This window comes from Tahibacter caeni, assembly GCF_024609805.1.
Taxonomy (GTDB): domain Bacteria; phylum Pseudomonadota; class Gammaproteobacteria; order Xanthomonadales; family Rhodanobacteraceae; genus Tahibacter; species Tahibacter caeni.
In genome coordinates this window covers 1-15,398 of the sequence record NZ_JANFVR010000096.1, presented here as the reverse complement: position 1 = coordinate 15,398, position 15,398 = coordinate 1, and the positions used below count along the sequence as shown (strand labels likewise).

18 protein-coding genes are annotated in these 15,398 nt (G+C 70.5%); 8 read left to right on the top strand and 10 right to left on the bottom strand.

Translation table 11 applies throughout. The features are described from left to right. Positions 1–289: biotin/lipoyl-containing protein (locus tag NON22_RS10650; protein WP_306673756.1), on the bottom strand; the 289-nt coding region annotated here is incomplete at its 3' end. A 201-nt stretch (positions 290–490) separates the two neighbouring features. Here NON22_RS10650 and NON22_RS10645 point away from each other — a divergent pair. Continuing rightward, positions 491–1,582: a bifunctional chorismate mutase/prephenate dehydrogenase gene (locus NON22_RS10645; protein ID WP_257386910.1), complete on the top strand. Its 1,092-nt coding sequence runs from the start codon at positions 491–493 to the stop codon at positions 1,580–1,582. A 191-nt stretch (positions 1,583–1,773) separates the two neighbouring features. Further along, on the top strand, positions 1,774–3,075 hold the full coding sequence (locus tag NON22_RS10640) for a Xaa-Pro dipeptidase (protein WP_257386909.1): 1,302 nt from the start codon (positions 1,774–1,776) through the stop codon (positions 3,073–3,075). A gap of 229 nt (positions 3,076–3,304) precedes the next feature. Here NON22_RS10640 and NON22_RS10635 read toward each other — a convergent pair whose 3' ends face one another. The 3 genes from NON22_RS10635 to NON22_RS10625 all read right to left on the bottom strand — a co-directional run bounded on the left by NON22_RS10635 (position 3,305) and on the right by NON22_RS10625 (position 4,604). Beyond that, positions 3,305–3,478 (bottom strand): DUF1328 domain-containing protein, encoded by a 174-nt coding sequence (locus NON22_RS10635; RefSeq protein ID WP_257386908.1) that lies wholly within the window; start codon positions 3,476–3,478, stop codon positions 3,305–3,307. A gap of 16 nt (positions 3,479–3,494) precedes the next feature. Then, a complete protein-coding gene (locus tag NON22_RS10630) occupies positions 3,495–3,635 on the bottom strand; it encodes a hypothetical protein (protein WP_257386907.1) in 141 nt (46 codons plus the stop codon). 207 nt (positions 3,636–3,842) lie between these two features. Continuing rightward, a complete protein-coding gene (locus NON22_RS10625; RefSeq protein ID WP_257386906.1) occupies positions 3,843–4,604 on the bottom strand; it encodes a YggN family protein in 762 nt (253 codons plus the stop codon). A 197-nt stretch (positions 4,605–4,801) separates the two neighbouring features. Between NON22_RS10625 and NON22_RS10620 the strand changes: the two genes are divergently transcribed. Both NON22_RS10620 and NON22_RS10615 read left to right on the top strand, forming a co-directional pair. Then, positions 4,802–5,431, top strand: coding sequence for a glutathione S-transferase family protein (locus tag NON22_RS10620; protein WP_257386905.1), 630 nt, complete (start codon positions 4,802–4,804; stop codon positions 5,429–5,431). A gap of 96 nt (positions 5,432–5,527) precedes the next feature. Continuing rightward, positions 5,528–5,983 (top strand): hypothetical protein, encoded by a 456-nt coding sequence (locus tag NON22_RS10615; RefSeq protein WP_257386904.1) that lies wholly within the window; start codon positions 5,528–5,530, stop codon positions 5,981–5,983. On the opposite strand, the gene NON22_RS10610 is transcribed toward NON22_RS10615, so the two are convergent. The 3 genes from NON22_RS10610 to NON22_RS10600 all read right to left on the bottom strand — a co-directional run bounded on the left by NON22_RS10610 (position 5,984) and on the right by NON22_RS10600 (position 7,939). Continuing rightward, positions 5,984–6,352 (bottom strand): hypothetical protein, encoded by a 369-nt coding sequence (locus NON22_RS10610; protein ID WP_257386903.1) that lies wholly within the window; start codon positions 6,350–6,352, stop codon positions 5,984–5,986. Between the two features lie 83 nt (positions 6,353–6,435). After that, positions 6,436–7,179: a 2OG-Fe dioxygenase family protein gene (locus NON22_RS10605; RefSeq protein ID WP_257386902.1), complete on the bottom strand. Its 744-nt coding sequence runs from the start codon at positions 7,177–7,179 to the stop codon at positions 6,436–6,438. A gap of 112 nt (positions 7,180–7,291) precedes the next feature. Beyond that, positions 7,292–7,939: an HD domain-containing protein gene (locus NON22_RS10600; protein WP_257386901.1), complete on the bottom strand. Its 648-nt coding sequence runs from the start codon at positions 7,937–7,939 to the stop codon at positions 7,292–7,294. Positions 7,940–8,014: 75 nt separating this feature from the next. Here NON22_RS10600 and NON22_RS10595 point away from each other — a divergent pair, with 75 nt between their 5' ends. Together NON22_RS10595 and NON22_RS10590 are read left to right on the top strand one after the other, a co-directional pair. Then, a complete protein-coding gene (locus NON22_RS10595) occupies positions 8,015–9,160 on the top strand; it encodes a hypothetical protein (RefSeq protein WP_257386900.1) in 1,146 nt (381 codons plus the stop codon). Further along, positions 9,160–9,906 (top strand): ABC transporter ATP-binding protein, encoded by a 747-nt coding sequence (locus tag NON22_RS10590; RefSeq protein WP_257386899.1) that lies wholly within the window; start codon positions 9,160–9,162, stop codon positions 9,904–9,906. The genes NON22_RS10595 and NON22_RS10590 overlap by 1 nt, the downstream gene beginning before the upstream one ends. Positions 9,907–9,922: 16 nt before the next feature. Here NON22_RS10590 and NON22_RS10585 read toward each other — a convergent pair whose 3' ends face one another. The 3 genes from NON22_RS10585 to NON22_RS10575 form a co-directional block, all read right to left on the bottom strand. Next, entirely contained in the window at positions 9,923–10,063 is a 141-nt protein-coding gene (locus NON22_RS10585) for a hypothetical protein (RefSeq protein ID WP_257386898.1), read from the bottom strand. 100 nt (positions 10,064–10,163) lie between these two features. Next, complete coding sequence (gene sppA, locus NON22_RS10580) at positions 10,164–12,014, bottom strand: signal peptide peptidase SppA (protein WP_257386896.1); 1,851 nt, start codon at positions 12,012–12,014, stop codon at positions 10,164–10,166. A 39-nt stretch (positions 12,015–12,053) separates the two neighbouring features. Continuing rightward, complete coding sequence (locus NON22_RS10575; RefSeq protein ID WP_257386895.1) at positions 12,054–13,469, bottom strand: MATE family efflux transporter; 1,416 nt, start codon at positions 13,467–13,469, stop codon at positions 12,054–12,056. Positions 13,470–13,609: 140 nt separating this feature from the next. Between NON22_RS10575 and NON22_RS10570 the strand changes: the two genes are divergently transcribed. Beyond that, positions 13,610–14,884 (top strand): DUF3667 domain-containing protein, encoded by a 1,275-nt coding sequence (locus NON22_RS10570; RefSeq protein WP_257386894.1) that lies wholly within the window; start codon positions 13,610–13,612, stop codon positions 14,882–14,884. Then, the gene (locus NON22_RS10565; RefSeq protein WP_257386893.1) at positions 14,881–15,186 is read left to right on the top strand and encodes a DUF4286 family protein; all 306 of its coding nucleotides are present in this window, start codon (positions 14,881–14,883) and stop codon (positions 15,184–15,186) included. Before NON22_RS10570 ends, NON22_RS10565 begins: the two co-directional genes overlap by 4 nt. The last annotated feature ends 212 nt before the right edge of the window (positions 15,187–15,398 follow it).

Here is a 15,398-nt window from a genome sequence, read left to right as displayed (position 1 = left end):
CCTTGGCCGCCGCGGCGGGCTCGGCCTTGGCGGCCGGCGCCGCGGCCGCGGCATCGGCGGCCTCGACGATCGCGACGACCGAGCCTTCGGACACTTCGTCGCCGACCTTGACGCGGATTTCCCGGACCACGCCGGCGAACGGCGCGGGCACTTCCATGGTCGCCTTGTCCGACTCCAGGGTCAGCAGGCCCTGGTCCTTCTTCACCGTGTCGCCGGGGGCCACCAGGATCTCGATCACCGGTACGTTGGCATAGTTGCCGATGTCGGGAACCTTCACTTCTTGCGACATACGCCCTCCCAGGCGGCAGATTTCGGGCAAGGCGGCTATTGTGGCGGCGAAGCCACGCCTGCACCAGAGCGGATAGAGCGGGCAATCTAGGAAAGTCCCGCGCGTCGCCGCGGCGGCCCGCGCCGGCATATGCCGATTGGTTCGCGCGGGGCCGCCGTCCGGCCGCTAAGCTGACCGTCGACTGTTACGGACCGGCTACTCATGGACATCACGCAATTGCGCGCGCAACTGGATCAGGTCGATCGCGATCTCGTGCGTCTGGCCGCGGAGCGCCAGCGCATCGTCGCGGAAATCGGCCGCAGCAAGCGCGGCAGCGGCCGGGCGCTGCGCGACTTCCGCCGCGAGAAGGAAGTGCTCGACAACGTGCGCGGCCATGCGCGCGAGGCGGGCATCGATCCGGAGCTCGCCGCCGGCCTCATGGAACTGCTGATCGCCGCCTCGCTGACGCGGCAGGAACAGGACACCGTGCGCGCGCTGTCCCAGGGCGGCGGCAAGCGCGCGCTGGTCGTCGGCGGCAGCGGCCGCATGGGCGCCTGGTTCGCGCGCTTTCTCGACGCCCAGGGCTATGCCGTGGAGATCGCCGACCCGGTCGCCAACACGGCCGGCTTCGTGCAGCGCAGCCGGTGGGACGAGGGCGATCTCGACCACGATCTCCTCGTCGTCGCCACGCCGCTGCGCGCCGCGGCGCGCATTCTCGCGAGCCTGGCCGAACGCCGCCCGCCCGGCATCGTGTTCGACCTCGGCTCGATCAAGACGCCGCTGCGCGACTCCCTGCGGCAGCTCAACGCAGCCGGCGTGCGCGCGACCTCGATCCATCCGATGTTCGGCCCGTCGGCGAACGTGCTCGCCGGACGCCACGTCGTGCTGATCGACACGGGCGACCGCGAGGCGCTCGAGACCGCGCGCGGCCTGTTCGCCTCGACGACGGCGATCACGGTGGAGATGGATCTCGACGAGCACGATCGTCTGATCGCGCTCGTGCTCGGCCTCTCGCATGCGCTGAACATCGCGTTCACCGCGGCGCTGGCCGGCAGCGGCATCGATCCCGAACGGCTCAAGGCCGTGTCCTCGACGACGTTCGGCGCGCAGCTGCAGATCGCCGAGGGCGTCGCGCGCGAGAACCCGCACCTGTATTTCGAGATCCAGTCGCTGAATGCGCACAACGGCCCGGCGCTGACAGCGCTCGACGAGGCCGTGCACGCGCTGCTCGCCGCGGTGCGCAACGGCGACGAAGGCGGCTTCGTCGCGCTGATGCAGCGCGGCCGCGACTATCTGCACGCACACGCGGAATAGGCGCAGCAGACGCCGCATCCGACCTTGCACCTTACGCTGGCTGCGGTCCGGCCGTGCGAACGGCCCGTCCGTACGCCGGCGCGCGGACGTGTGATTGCCATGCCGGAGCTCCGCCGTCCCGTGCGTTCCGGGACTGGCCGTCCGCGCCGCGCTGTGCATAGTCTCGGGCTCCCCCTCATCGAGACCTTGCCATGTCGCGTCACGCCGCATTGCGTCAGTTGCTGCTGTCCGCCGTCGTCGTCGCCCTGCTTCCCGCCGCCGCCTCGGCCGAACGTCTCGCGCTGACCGCCGCGCGGCTCATCGACGTCGACAGCGGCACCCTGCGCAACGACGCGGTCGTCGTCGTCGACGGCGAACGCATCGTCGACGTGCGCAGCGACGGCCAGGTGCCGGCCGACGCGAAGCGCATCGACCTCGGCGACGTGACCCTGCTGCCGGGCCTCATCGACTGCCACGTGCACATCGACGGCCAGTCCGGCGACTTCTACACCGAGGCCTTCCGCCGCAGTCCCATCGACAACGCGGTCAAGGCACACATCTACGCACGGCGCACCTTGCTCGCCGGCTTCACGACCGTGCGCAATCTCGGCTCGGCCGAGTTCATCGACGTGGCGTTGCGCAACGCGATCCAGCGCGGCGAAGTGCAGGGCCCGCGCATTCTCGCGAGCGGCCTCGCGCTCGGCGCGACCGGCGGCCACGCCGACGGCGGCACCGGCTTCTCGCCGTACATCCGCTTCGAGGGCTTCAGCGGCATCGCCGACGGCGTCGACGCGATCCGAGCGAAGGTGCGCTTCGACGTCAAGAACGGCGCCGACGTGATCAAGTTCATGGCCAGCGCCGGCGTGCTCAGCGAAGAGGAGTCGGTCGGCGAGCCGCAGTATTCGCAGGAGGAGATGAACGCGCTCGTCGACGAGGCGCACCGCTGGCACCGCAAGGTCGCCGCGCACGCGCACGGCACCGAGGCGATCAAGATGGCCGTGCGCGCCGGCGTCGACTCGATCGAGCACGGCAGCTTCCTCGACGACGAAGCCATCGCGCTGATGAAGAAGCACGGCACCTGGCTCGTCGGCGACATCTACAACGACGACTACATCCTGACCGAGTTCGCCCGGCTCAAGTATCCGGAGAGCATGCTCGAGAAAGAGCGCAAGGTCGGCCGCACGCAGCGCGAAAGTTTCCGGCGCGCGGCCAAGGCCGGCGTCAAGATCGCCTACGGCACCGATGCCGGCGTCTATCCGCACGGCGACAACGCCAGGCAGTTCGCCAAGATGACCGAATGGGGGCAGACGCCGATGCAGGCGCTGCAGGCGGCGACCGTGCGCGCGGCCGAGCTGCTCGGCCGCAATGAACAGGTCGGCGCGATCCGCAACGGCCTCTATGCCGACCTCGTCGCGGTGCCCGGCAATCCGCTGCAGGACATCCGCGTCATGGAGCAGGTCAGCTTCGTGATGAAGGACGGCAAGGTCGAGAAAGGCGCCGGCGCGGGACCCTGACCCGGCTGCGGAGCTGGCCGTTCGCGACGGCCTGCGCCGTCGCCGCGCAATTCCGGTCCGCAGGACGGAAACGCCGCGACGGCGGAACCGTCGCGGCGCGGAATCGCACGATGGCGCGGGCAGCGCCGGATGTCGTCGTTGTGTCAGCTGCCCGCGCGATCGGTCGAAAACGAACGCAGACTCGCTCGTGCCGGTCTCGCGGTCCGCGACGACGGACCGCGGGCGACGGTCAGAACGCCAGGGTCACGCCGAACAGCAGTCCGGCGAGCGCGAGCAGCAGCAGCACCAGGAAGATCGCGAAGATGACCTTGGCGATGCCGCCCGTCGCGCCGGCGAGGCCGGTGAAGCCGAGCGCGCCGGCGACGAGGGAGATCAGACCGAAGATGATGGCGAGTTTGAGCATAGGATCCTCCTCGGACTCAGGCCCAGGCATTCAGGGCCAGCCACAGCGACTCGTCGAGCTCGGCCTGGTCGGGTCCGGGTTCGAGTCCGCGGCCGATGGCTTCGGGACCGTTGTCGCGCCAGGCCGGCGCGGTGTCGCGGCGATCGTCGTCCTGCATGAGCGTGCTCCTTGGGAGTGGCAGCTATGCTCCGCAAACCGCATGCCATGCGCAGCGGCCGGCGCAACTGCCGGCCGCGCAAGAAGATTTCGGAAAGAATCGAGGCGCCTCGCGCGTGCGCCCTGCACGACGCGACGACTGCGTCACGTGCAGTTCGCCGCGCGGCGCCCCGGCGGAGGCCCGCGCGGCCGGGACTGCGGCGCGGCGTCAATCCTCGCGGCGATAGTCGATGAGGTCCAGCCGCGCGCCCTGGTCCAGGCGCAGCTCCAGGCCGTTCTCGAGGTCGTCGAGCTTGGCGACCATAGGACACAGCGCGGCGACGCGCGACGCCAGCTGCGCGGTCTGCGTGTCGATGCGCCGCTCGATGTCGTGCTCCATCTTCTCGGCGCGCCGTTCGAGCTCCTTCGCGCGCGCTTCGTCGCCGCTCAGTGCGATCGCCAGCGCATTGCCGGCGACTTCGGCCAGGATCACCGGCATCAGCTCGCCGACGGCCTTGTCGACGAGGGTGTCGAATTCCTTTTCGTTCCAGGGCCGCGAGTCGAACGTCGCGTCGATGCGCTGCTTGAATTCGTCGCGCAGGCCGTCGAGGCGCTGGCGCGTCGACGAGGCGTCGGCCGTGCCGGAGAACGCCGCGGCGACCTCGCCGACCGCGACGTAGGCGATGTCGATCGCATCGCGTGCAATGGCCTTGACCTGCGGCATCAGGGTGCGCACGGTCGCTTCGTATTCGGCGATGCGCGCGCGGTCGGCGTCGCTGAGCGCGACGCGGCGGCCATCGACGACGAGCTCGCCCTTGTTCATGACGATGCTCTCGGGCGTGCCGCCGTGGTGCGTGAACGCCAGGCCGCCCTTGCTGAGCTGCACCTCGTAGTCGCTGTCCAGACCGCAGGAGTCGATGTGGACGCCGCGCGCCTGCGCGGCGAAGTTCAGGCTCAGTCCCAGGGCGGCGGCAAGCAGCAGGCGTTTCATGGCGGATCCTCGCGATTCGTTGGCTGGCTCGCCGGCGGTGATGGCGGCGACATCGGCTTGGATGCGGATTTTCGCGCGAGGGTTGCAAGGCCGCATCGGCCGCCGGTCCACATGACTTCCGGCAGGGTCGCCGCGCGCTACCGCCGCCGCGGAGCAGCCCGTATGCTGGCGCCCCCTTCGCCGCATGGACGTTCGCGATGTACCGACTCTATTACGCGCCGGGCGCCGCCAGCCTGCTGCCGCATCTGCTGCTGCTCGAAACCGGCGCGCCGCACGAACTCGTGCTCGTCGACATTCCGGCCGGCGCGAACCGCGATCCCGACTACCTCAAGCTCAATCCGAACGGCGTCGTGCCGACCCTGATCGTCGATGGCCGCCCCGTCGCCGAAACGGCGGCGCTGTTGCTGCTGCTCTGCGAGCGCCATGCCGACGCCGGCCTCGCGCCGGCGCCCGGCAGCGCCGAGCGCGCGGCTTTCCTGCAGGGCGTGCTGTTCCTCGCCAACACGCTGCAGCCGGCGTTCCGGCTCTGGTTCTATCCGTCGGACGCCGGCGCGGTCGACGAAGCCGCGCTCAAGACGGCGCTGCGCGGACGCATCGAGAACTGCTTCGCGCAGCTCGCGGACCAGCTCGGCGACGGCCGGCCGTATCTGCTCGGCGAACGCCTCAGCGCATTGGACCTCTACGCGACGATGCTGATGCGCTGGTCGCGCAACATGCCGAAGCCGGCGACCGAATGGCCGGCGCTGAAAGCGCTGGCCGACCGCGTCCGCGCGCGGCCGAGCTGGCGCCGGCTGTACGAGATCGAAGGCCTGACCGAGTGGACCTGAGGCGATGCGGGCTCTGCCGCAGGCCGCGCGCATGACGACGCGGCCTGCACGAATCGCCGATTAGTGTCGGCGGCGCTCCCGCGAGGAAGGCCGCCCATGACGACGTACGACGAAGCCCAGCTGCTGATCCGCCTGCTGCGCGAAGGCCGCGACTACTACGCCTTCGCCTGCGACGAGACCCGCGACACGGAAACCGCCGCGGTCTTCGCGCTCGCGCTCAAGGCGCGCCACGATCTGCTCGAAGATCTGGTCGCCACGAGGCTGCTGTTCCAGACCTCGCCGGCGCATGCGGTACGCACCCTGGAGGCCGACCTCGGCTACGAAGAGCTGCGGCACCAGTTCGACGCGCTGCTGCCGCAGGCCCACGCCGCGGCGCTGCTCGCGCGCGAGCGCCGCGTCGTCGATCTGATGCAGGACCTGTTCGACGGAGAGCCGGCCGCGCATTCGCCGCGGCTGCAGAGCGTGCTCAAGACGCACTACGCGCGCTTCGTCGAGATCGAGGACTGCTTCGCGCGCTGGAGCCAGCGGCATGAGCTCGTCGCGGCCGCCTGATCAGCCGCCGAAGTCCAGCGCCAGCGCGAGCGGCTGCACCGACAGCTCGATGCGCGGATTGTCGCGGCGCCATTCGCGCTTGTCCGGCAGATGCAGTTCGTCCTTGTCGTCGGCCGCGTAGCGCAGCGGACCCGAACGCAGGTAGACCGTCGCGCGCGCCTCGGAGCCGCGCGGAAAACGGATCAGCAGCCCGCGCGGTCCCGGCGCAGTCACGCGATCCATCAGGCTGCGCCCGGCCTGCGCATCGGCATGGGCCGCGGCCATCTCGGTATACACGGAATAGGAAAACGCCTGCGGCGGCGGCTCGGTCGCGGCAGCCAGCGGCAGCGCGAACAGCGACAGCAGCAACGAGGACAGGGGGCGCCGCATGGCGAGGCTCCGGCGAAAGACCGCCGCCGAAGCTAGCAATGCGGGCCTGAAGCGCCGGGAAACGCCGGAGCGGCCGCGAAACCTCAGGCAGCCGCGGCCGCGCGGAACGTCACGACGAGCACGTCGCGGTACGCCGGCGCAGCCGGATCGACGGGTTCCACCGGCGTGACGCCGTGGCAGACGCGCGCGTCGTCGACGAGCGCCGCGTCGAACGGCGCGGTCAGGGTGAAGCGGCCGAGCAGCCTGCCGTCGGGTTCGTGGATCGTCGTGGTGCCGCTGGCGATGTTGCGGCGCGCGACGAGCAGCACAAGCACGTAGTCCACGCCGTCGCGGTGCACGCCTTCGGGCGTCGGCAGGCCGGGCTCGCCGGCGCGTGCCTCGATGCGGAACTGATGCACTTCGGCCTGCCAGGCGGCGACGTCCGGCGAGAGGGCACCGAACAGGCGTTGGCAGTAACGCAGCACGGTCGGCAGGCTCGCGCCGGCATCCCAGTGCGCGGCGACCGGTTCGAACCAGCGCTCGATGCCGCCGTGCAGCGGGTTGTAGTCCAGGGACTGGTAATGCGGTCGCGGCGGCTCGCGCACGATGCCGCCGGCACCGGCCGCGTAGACCGCATGGCGGCGCCGGCGGTAGCGGCCGTGGTCGGCCATGTAGGTGTCGACCGGCATGTCGTTCCAGCTTGCGGCGAAGGCCTGCCAGTCGTCCAGCGAGCCGCACGCGGCGAGCTGGGCAGCCATCGTGGCGCCGGCGACGAAGGCGAAGCCGACCCGGCGCAGCTCGGGCTCGACCGTGGCCAGCAACAGGGGCGTAGTTTCCTCGGTACTCATCCACGAGACGGTAGCAGAGCGCGGCGCAGGCGCGGGACTGCGCCGGTTATAAGCCCGCCGCGGCGCACGCGCGACGTGGTTCCGCCGCGTGGTGCGCGATTGGCTCCGCGCCTCAGCGTCCGGCCGAGGCCTGCAGCGGATTGCGTCCGGCGCCGAGGCAGCGGCGCAGGTTCGCGCGCGCGGACGCGTCGCAGCGTTCGTGGAACCAGTCGGACTGGAAGATGCGCGGCGCGGCGAGCAGGCCGCGCAGGAAACGCCGGCGGTAGTGGCGGAACATCCAGGCCGGCAGCTTGCCGCGGTATTCCTGCGCGATCGCGCGATCGTAGGCGTCGAAGCGCTCGGGCGCGGCCGCGAGTATGGCCATGTCGCAGTCGAGGAACAGCGCCGCGTCGCGGTCCAGCGCCGCGCCGGACCAGTGGCCGTGGCGCGCGGTCATCTGGATCAGCGCGGCCACGCGTTCGACGTCGATGCCGGCGTCGGGCAGCCAGCGCGCGATCGCTGCGCGGGCGAAGTCGGCGCTGCGCGCCTCGTTGTCGCGGCGGCCGGCCTCGTAGATCGCATCGTGGTAGAGCAAGGCCAGGAACGGCTCGCGCGGCTGCGTCCAGCCGGGACCGGCGGCTACGTCGGCGTAACGCGCGAGCACTTCGCGCACATGGGAGAAATCGTGATAAGCGCGCGGCGGATCGGCGTAGCGTGCCTGCAGCTCGGCCAGCAGGCCGGGCGGCAGCGGCAGAGGCGCGGGAAGATCGGAATCGGTCATGCGCGCTGTCGGCTCCGCAGGCAACCCAACTTGTGTCTCATGCCGACGACCGCGGCGATTGCAACACTCGCACAAATGCCCGCCTACTTTCATCCCCGGCTACAGGAATCCCGCCGCGTCGCCGCCAACCGGCTGCGCCGCCTCGCGCGCCAATGGCCGCAGACCGTGTTTCATCTGGTCGCCGGCGCCGCGCTGCTCGCGCTGGTCGGCGTCGGCGTGCTGCACGTCGACGGCGACCGCATCGGCCTGGTGCTGCGCCTGCTCGCCGAACAACCGGCGTTCATCGGTCTGGCCTTCGCCGTGTTCGGCTTCGCCATGTGCCGCAACGCGACCCTGGATCTGCTGCAGGAACTGCATCTGGGCTGGTGGGGCGCCGCGCCGGTGCCGCCCGAGGCGACGCGGCGCAGCCTGCATCTGCATGCGCTGCTGCAGACCGCGCTCGGCAATCTGATCGTGTTCCTCGTGCTGGCCTGCGTCGTCGCGCTGTCGCGCCATCCGGCGACCTGGTTCCTGCCGCTGCTCGCGGCCGCGAGCGTCGGCTTCTGGCTCGGCAGCGGTGCGGGCTACCTGGTCGTGCGCCGCATAGGCCGACAGCGCCGCGACAAGCTCGTGCAGCAGCACGTCAGCACGCCGCTCGTGAAGCTGGCCGCGCTCGACCATGCGCGGCTGCCGCACTTGGCCGACTGGCAGCGCCGCGAAACCTTGCGCCGCTGGCGCTCGGGCGGCCGCAACTGGCAGTTCCTGCTGCTCGGTCTGCTGTTTCCGACCGGAATGCTGCCGTGGCAGGCGATCGGCCTGCTGCTGCTCTGCGTCGCGCTGATCTGGTACGGCCTGGCTCTGCGGTCGAGCGAGGACGTCATGGTCCGCGCGACGCAGCTGTTCGCCGCCCTGCCGCTGCCGTTCCCGCGCTTCGCCGCGGGCACCCTGCGCTATCCACTGTTCGCCTGGCTCTGCGCGAGCCTGCTCGGTGCGGCCGGACTGCTGCTGCAGTCGGCCAAGCTCGTCGTCGTGCTGGGCTATGCCGCAGCGATCGGCCTCGGCAGCCTGCTGTCGCTGTGCCTGAGCTGGCGCTACCGCCACCGGCCCGGCGTCGCGCGCGTGCGCGCGACGGCCGAAGTCCTGCTCGTCGCGCTGATCGCCTATCAACTGCCGCCGTTCGCGCCGCTGCTGGCCCTGGGCCTGGCCGCGCGGCATTACCTCGTTGCCCGGAGTCTCGCCTGATGCCCGCCCTGGAAATTGCCGGTCTCGTCCACGCCTACGGCACGCACCGCGTACTGGAGGGCGTGGACCTGCGCCTGCAGCCCGGCGAGTTCGCCGCGCTGATCGGGCCGAACGGCTCGGGCAAAACCACGTTGCTGCGCTGCCTGGCCGGCATCCTCCAGCCGCAGCAGGGCCGCATCGCGATCGCCGGCGCCGACATGCGCAGCGACACGCTCGCGGCCAAGCAGCGTCTCGGCTTCGCCGTCGATCCGACCTTGCTGCCGGCCCTGTTGACCGGCCGCCAGTGCCTGGAACTGTTCGCCGGCGCGCGCGAGCTCGGCGCGATACCGGCGGCGACATTGGAGCTCGCCGAGGCGCTGGCCTTCACGCGCTGGCTCGACCACGAGGTGCAGGCCTATTCGCTCGGCACGCGGCAGAAGCTCGGCATTCTGCTCGGCCTGATCGGCGAGCCGCCGCTGATCGTGCTCGACGAGCCCATGAACGGACTCGACCCGCTCAGCGCGTTCGCGCTGAAGCAGCACCTCGTGCGCCTGACCCGCGAGCACGGATGCGCCGTGCTGCTGGCCACGCATGCGCTCGAAGTCGCCGAGCGCTTCATCAGCCGCTGCGTGCTGCTGCTCGGCGGCCGTCTCGTGCAGGACTGGGACACGGCCGCGCTCGACGCGATCCGGCACGACCCGGATACCTCGCTCGAACAGGTCATGGTCGAGGCCCTGCAGCGCTTCGGCGCGCCGCGCAACGACTGAGGCGCGAAGCAGCCCGCTACGGCAGGGCGCAGACGCGCGTCGCCGCGTTGCTCTCGATGCCGTGCGCGAAGATCGCGTCGCAGGGATAGACGACGGCGCCGCCGCCGGTGTCGGCCGTCAGCGACGGCCAGCCGAGCACGACCAGGTTGTTCGACATGCTCAGAGCGCGGCCGAGGTTGACGTTGCCGGTGCCCGGAAACGCCGGCCTCGCGGCACAGCGAACAGCGGCGCGGCGCGCGGCGCGCCGCGCCGCGGACTCAACGGATTTCACAGAAGCAGTAGGCGAACACGTTCGGCTTGCCGTTCTGCACCGTGCGCAGCAGGCGCAGCGGACGCTGCAGGTCCGCGTCGTGCAGCAGGCTCGTTTCCGGACGCAGCAGCTCGATGCGCGCGAGCGCGCGCGCGCTGGCGCTGTCGCTGAGATTGAGCAGGAACTGCTCGAACGCGCCGGGCGACTTCTCGATGTAGCGTGTCTGCCAGTCGGCGCCCAGCTTGGCGCGCTCGGCCGCCGCCGCGACGGCGTCGTCGAGTCCGCCGAGCTTGTCGACGAGACCGCGGTCGAGCGCCTGGCGGCCGCTCCAGACGCGGCCGCGCGCGACCTCGTCGATCTCCTGCGCCTGCTTGCCGCGCGCCGCGGCGACGCGGCCGACGAAATCGCGGTAGCCCTTGTCGATGACGGCCTGGATCACCTTCGCGACCGACGGATCCAGCGGCAGGCGCGGATCCAGCGCACCGGCCAGCGGCGTGGTACCGACGCCGTCGGTGTGCACGCCGATCTTCTGCAACGTCTCGGGAATGCTGACGAACAGGCCGAAGATGCCGATCGATCCGGTGATCGTCGCCGGCTGGGCGAAGATCTCGTCGGCGTCCATCGAAATCCAGTAGCCGCCGGACGCAGCCACGTCGCCCATCGACGCGATGACCGGCTTACCGGCCTGCTTGATCAGCTCGATCTCGCGACGGATCTGCTCGGACGCGAACACTTCGCCGCCCGGCGAGTTCACGCGCAGCACGACCGCCTTGACGTTGTCGTCCTCGCGCGCCTCGCGCAACAGGGCGGCCGTGGATTCGCCGCCGACCGTGCCGGGATTCTGCTCGCCGCCGACGATCTCGCCCTCGGCGACGACGACCGCGACCGAGGCGCGCAGGTCCGGCAGCGCCGCATGCCGCGCGAGCGCCTGGTAGTCGCGCCAGTCGACCTGGCGGAAGCTGTGCTTGTCCTTGTCCGGCACGCCCTTGGCGATCAGCACCTCGCGTGCCTGGTCGCGCGTCGCGAGCTGGTCGACGAGGTGCGAGGTCAGCGCGATCTTGGCGAGGTCGCCCTGCGCGCTCTCGATCGCCTCGGGCAGGATCTCGATGCCGTTCTGGATCGCCTGCGGCTCGAGCTTGCGCCGGCTGCCGACTTCGCTGAGCCAGGTCTGCCAGAGGCCGTCGAGCCAGTAGCGGTCGGCTTCTCGCGCTTCGCGCGACGCGCCGTTGAGGATGTAGGGCTCGGCCGCCGACTTGAACTCGCCGACGCGGAACAGGTGCACCTGCACCGCGAGCTTGTCGAGCAGGTCCTTGTAATAGCCGCGGTAGCTCGCGAAGCCGTTGAGCAGGATCGCGCCGTCGGGATGCATGAGGATCTGGTCCGCATGCGCGGCCAGGAAATACGGCATCTGGGTCATGCCGTCGGACACCGCGACGACGTCCTTGCCGGTCGCGCGGAAGCGCTCGAGCGCCGCGCCGATCTCGGTCAGCGAAGCCAGGCCGGCGCCGCGCAGCTCGTCGGTGCGCAGCACGATGCGCTCGATGTTCGGATCGGCGCCGGCGCGGCGGATCACGTCGAGCACGTCGCGCAGCTGGATCTCGCCGCTCTTGCTGCCGAGCATGCGCTCCAGCGCGCGCGAGCCCGCGTCGGTGCGGAACTGCTCGACGAGCTCGCCCTTGAGCTCCAGCACGAGCGCGGTGCGCGGCTCGACGACCGGCGCCTTGGCCGACAGCGCGATCAGGAAGATCAGCACGATGAACAGGAAAATCAGATTCAGCACGAGGCGGCGCGCGAAATTGATCGCGTCCCAGATCGCGCCGAAGAACCGCCGTACCGGACCGGGCTTACGCTCCGTCATTGCTTGCTCCTGCTTGGGTCAGGCGCCCTGCGGCGCCGATCAACGGCCATTGTCGCGCGGATCGACTGCCGATGGCGCGGCCGCGGCCATGGCGGGCGCGAGGCTCCAGCGTCCGCGCGCGGCCTGGCGGCGGAAGCGCAGGAACAGCAATACCGCCGCGGCCGACAGTCCGGCGATCAGGCCCATCCACATGCCGCGCGCTCCGAAGCCGTGCGGAAACGCGAGATACCAGCCCACCGGCATGCCGATGCCCCAGTAGGCCAGCACGGTGATGAACATCGGCACGCGCGTGTCCTTGAGGCCGCGCAGCGCTCCGTTGGAAGCGACCTGGACGCCGTCTGAAAACTGGAACAGCCCGGCCAGCACGAGGAGCTGCGCCGCCAGCGCGATGACGGCCGCATCGCCCGTGTACAGCGCCGCGATCCGCGCCGGGATCAGCAGCATCAGGCCGGCCGAGACGAACTGGGTCAGGACGCAGAGCCCGATGCCGGCATAGCCCGCGTAGCGCACGCCGCGTTCGTCGCCGCGGCCGACCGCGTTGCCGACGCGCACGGTGATCGCGAGCGCGAGGCCGAGCGGAATCATGAAGCAGACCGCCGATACGTTCAGCGCGATCTGGTGGCTCGACGCCGTCGTTTCGCCGAAGCCGGCGAGCACGAGCGCGACGACCGCGAACAGGCTTGCCTCCATGAACACGGTCACGCCCATCGGCACGCCGATGCGCAGCAGCTGGCCGATCGCGGCGAAATCCGGCCGGTCCCAGCGCGCGAACAACTGCTGGCGCCGGTATTCGGGCCGCCAGTACAGCCAGCCCAGCAGGGCCAGAAACTGCAGCCAGAGCACGGTCGCGGTCGCCGCGCCGCAGCCGGCCGCGCCGTGCGGCGCGAAACCGAGGCGGCCGTACATCAGCGCCCAGCCGATCGGCGCGAGCAGCACGAGGCCGAACAGGCCGAAATACATGGTCGGGCGCGTCAGGCCGAGGCCTTCGCTGGCGCCGCGCAGCGCGAAGTAGCCGCACAGCGCCGGCGCGCCCCAGGAGATCGCGCGGACGAAGGCCTGCGCGTCCGTGCGCAAGGTCGGATCGACGCCGATCCAGGCCAGGAAATGCGGCACGAGCAGGCGTACCGCGACGAACAGCACCAGCCCCATGCCGGCGGCCAGCCACAGCGCCTGGCGGAACAGCGCGCCGATCTCCGCGTCGCGCCGCGCGCCGGCGAGCTGCGCGACCGACGGCGACAGCGCCATCGTGACGCCGAGCGCCGCGACGAAGGCCAGCACCCAGAAATTCGCGCCGACCGACACCGCGCCGAGCGTATGCGCGTCGAGATGGCCGGCGAGCATGGTGTCGACGACGGTCATGCCCACGCCGCTGAGCTGGCCGGCCACCAGCGGCAACGCCAGGCGCACGGTGTCGGCGCATTCGCGCCGCAGGCGCTGTCGATCGAAACGGAACATGGAACCGGCAACACGGCAGGAGCGGCCGCGCAGTCTAGCAGGCCGGTGCCGACGATCCGTGATGCGAAGGTCACGCGGGCAGGCAGGCGGCGCGCGCATGGCCCATACTCCGCCGTCGACAGCCAGCCCCTGCCGCCTCCATGAACTCAGCACCCTACGAACAGCCCCTGCCCGACGCACCGCCCGCCGCGAAGACCGCGGCCGCGAAGCGCGACGCGCCGGCCCATTGCGCGAACTGCAACGCGCCGCTGCACGGCGAGTACTGCCACGACTGCGGCCAGCCGATCAAAGGCATGATCCGGCCGCTGTCGGGACTGACCGCCGACGTCTTCGACAGTGTGTTCAACATCGATTCGCGCATCCTGCGCACGATCGTGCCGCTGTATTTCCGCCCGGGCTATCTGACCAACGAATATTTCATCGGCCGGCGCGTGCGCTACGTCACACCTTTCCGCCTATTCTTCTTCCTGACCATCGTCGCGTTCTTCGTCGCGCAGCTGTTCAGCGACCAGATGGGCTTCAGCGCCGCGATCAGCAACGGCATCAAGGCCGGCGACGAAGCGCTCGCGTCGCTGCAGACGGCGGCGACGCAGCAGGACGCCGCGTCGATCCGCGACAAGCAGCTCGCGGGCCTCGACGCGGCGCTGAAGAATCCCGTGCTGCCGCCGGAGGCGCGCCGCGAGATCGAAGCCGCGCGCGAGGAAATCCGCAAGCGCGCGCAGGAACGCATAGAATTTTTGAAGAATGCGCAGGAAGCCAAGGCCAAGGGCCTGCCGCCGCCGGTTCCCGCGCTGCCGCCGGAAGCCGGCGACGTGAAGCTGCCGCCGACACCCGAACCGCCCATCGTCATCGAGCCCGACGACGAAGGCCTGTCGTTCAACGGCAAGCCCTGGGACGCCAAGCACAATCCGCTGAAGACGTCATGGCTGCCCGACGCCGGCAACGCGAAGCTCAACGAATTGATCGGCACCGCCGTGGACAACGCCAGGCACCTGTCGCGCGAGCCCAAGCGCTTCGTCGCGGCGTTCTTCGGCGTGCTGCCGCAGACCCTGTTCGTGCTGATGCCGCTGTTCGCGGTCATGCTGAAGTTCTTCTACCTGTTCAAGCGCCGCTACTACACCGAGCACCTGATCGTCGCGCTGCACAGCCATGCGTTCATCTCGATGAGCGTGCTGCTGATCTGCCTGCTCGGCCTGGCCAACCTCGCGTTCCCGGCCGCGACCTTGCCGCTGACGTTCCTGATGAAGGCCGCGGTCTGCTGGATACCCGTCTACCTGCTGCTGATGCAGAAGCGCGTCTATCGCCAGGGCTGGATCATGACCGTGCTGAAGTACGGCGTAATCGGCACCTGCTACAGCGTGCTGATCGGCTTCGCGCTCGCGATCGCGACACTCGTGACCCTGGTGGTCGCATGATCGTCTACGAGGTCAGCATCGAGGTCGACCGCGACACGGCCGAGGCCTATGCGGACTGGCTGCGCGACCACGTCGCACAGATCCTGCGCCTGGACGGCTTCGTGCAGGCGCAGCGCTACGAACGCAGCGACCTGCCCGCCGACGCGCCGCGGCGCAGCTTCGTGATCGCCTACCGCGTGCGCGACCAGGCCGCGCTCGACACGTACTTCGCCGAACATGCCCCCGCGCTGCGCGCCGACGGCGAACGCCGCTTCGGCGGCCGCTTCAGCGCGAGCCGGCGCGTGCTGCGCGAGCTCGACTGAGCGCAGTCGCCTCGGCCGTTCGCCGTCAGGCGGCGGAGCGGAAGACGCGACGACGCACGGCCCGGCGCGACGCGCCCAGACTGTGACGCCGGGACTCAGCGCGGCGGCGAGCCCGGCGGCCGCCCGGGCGGCGAGGATGCCGGCGGCGGCGGAATCAGCGGCTGCAGGCGCGCGGCGCGCTGCTGCGGGCTCAACTGCAGGAATTCCCGGCG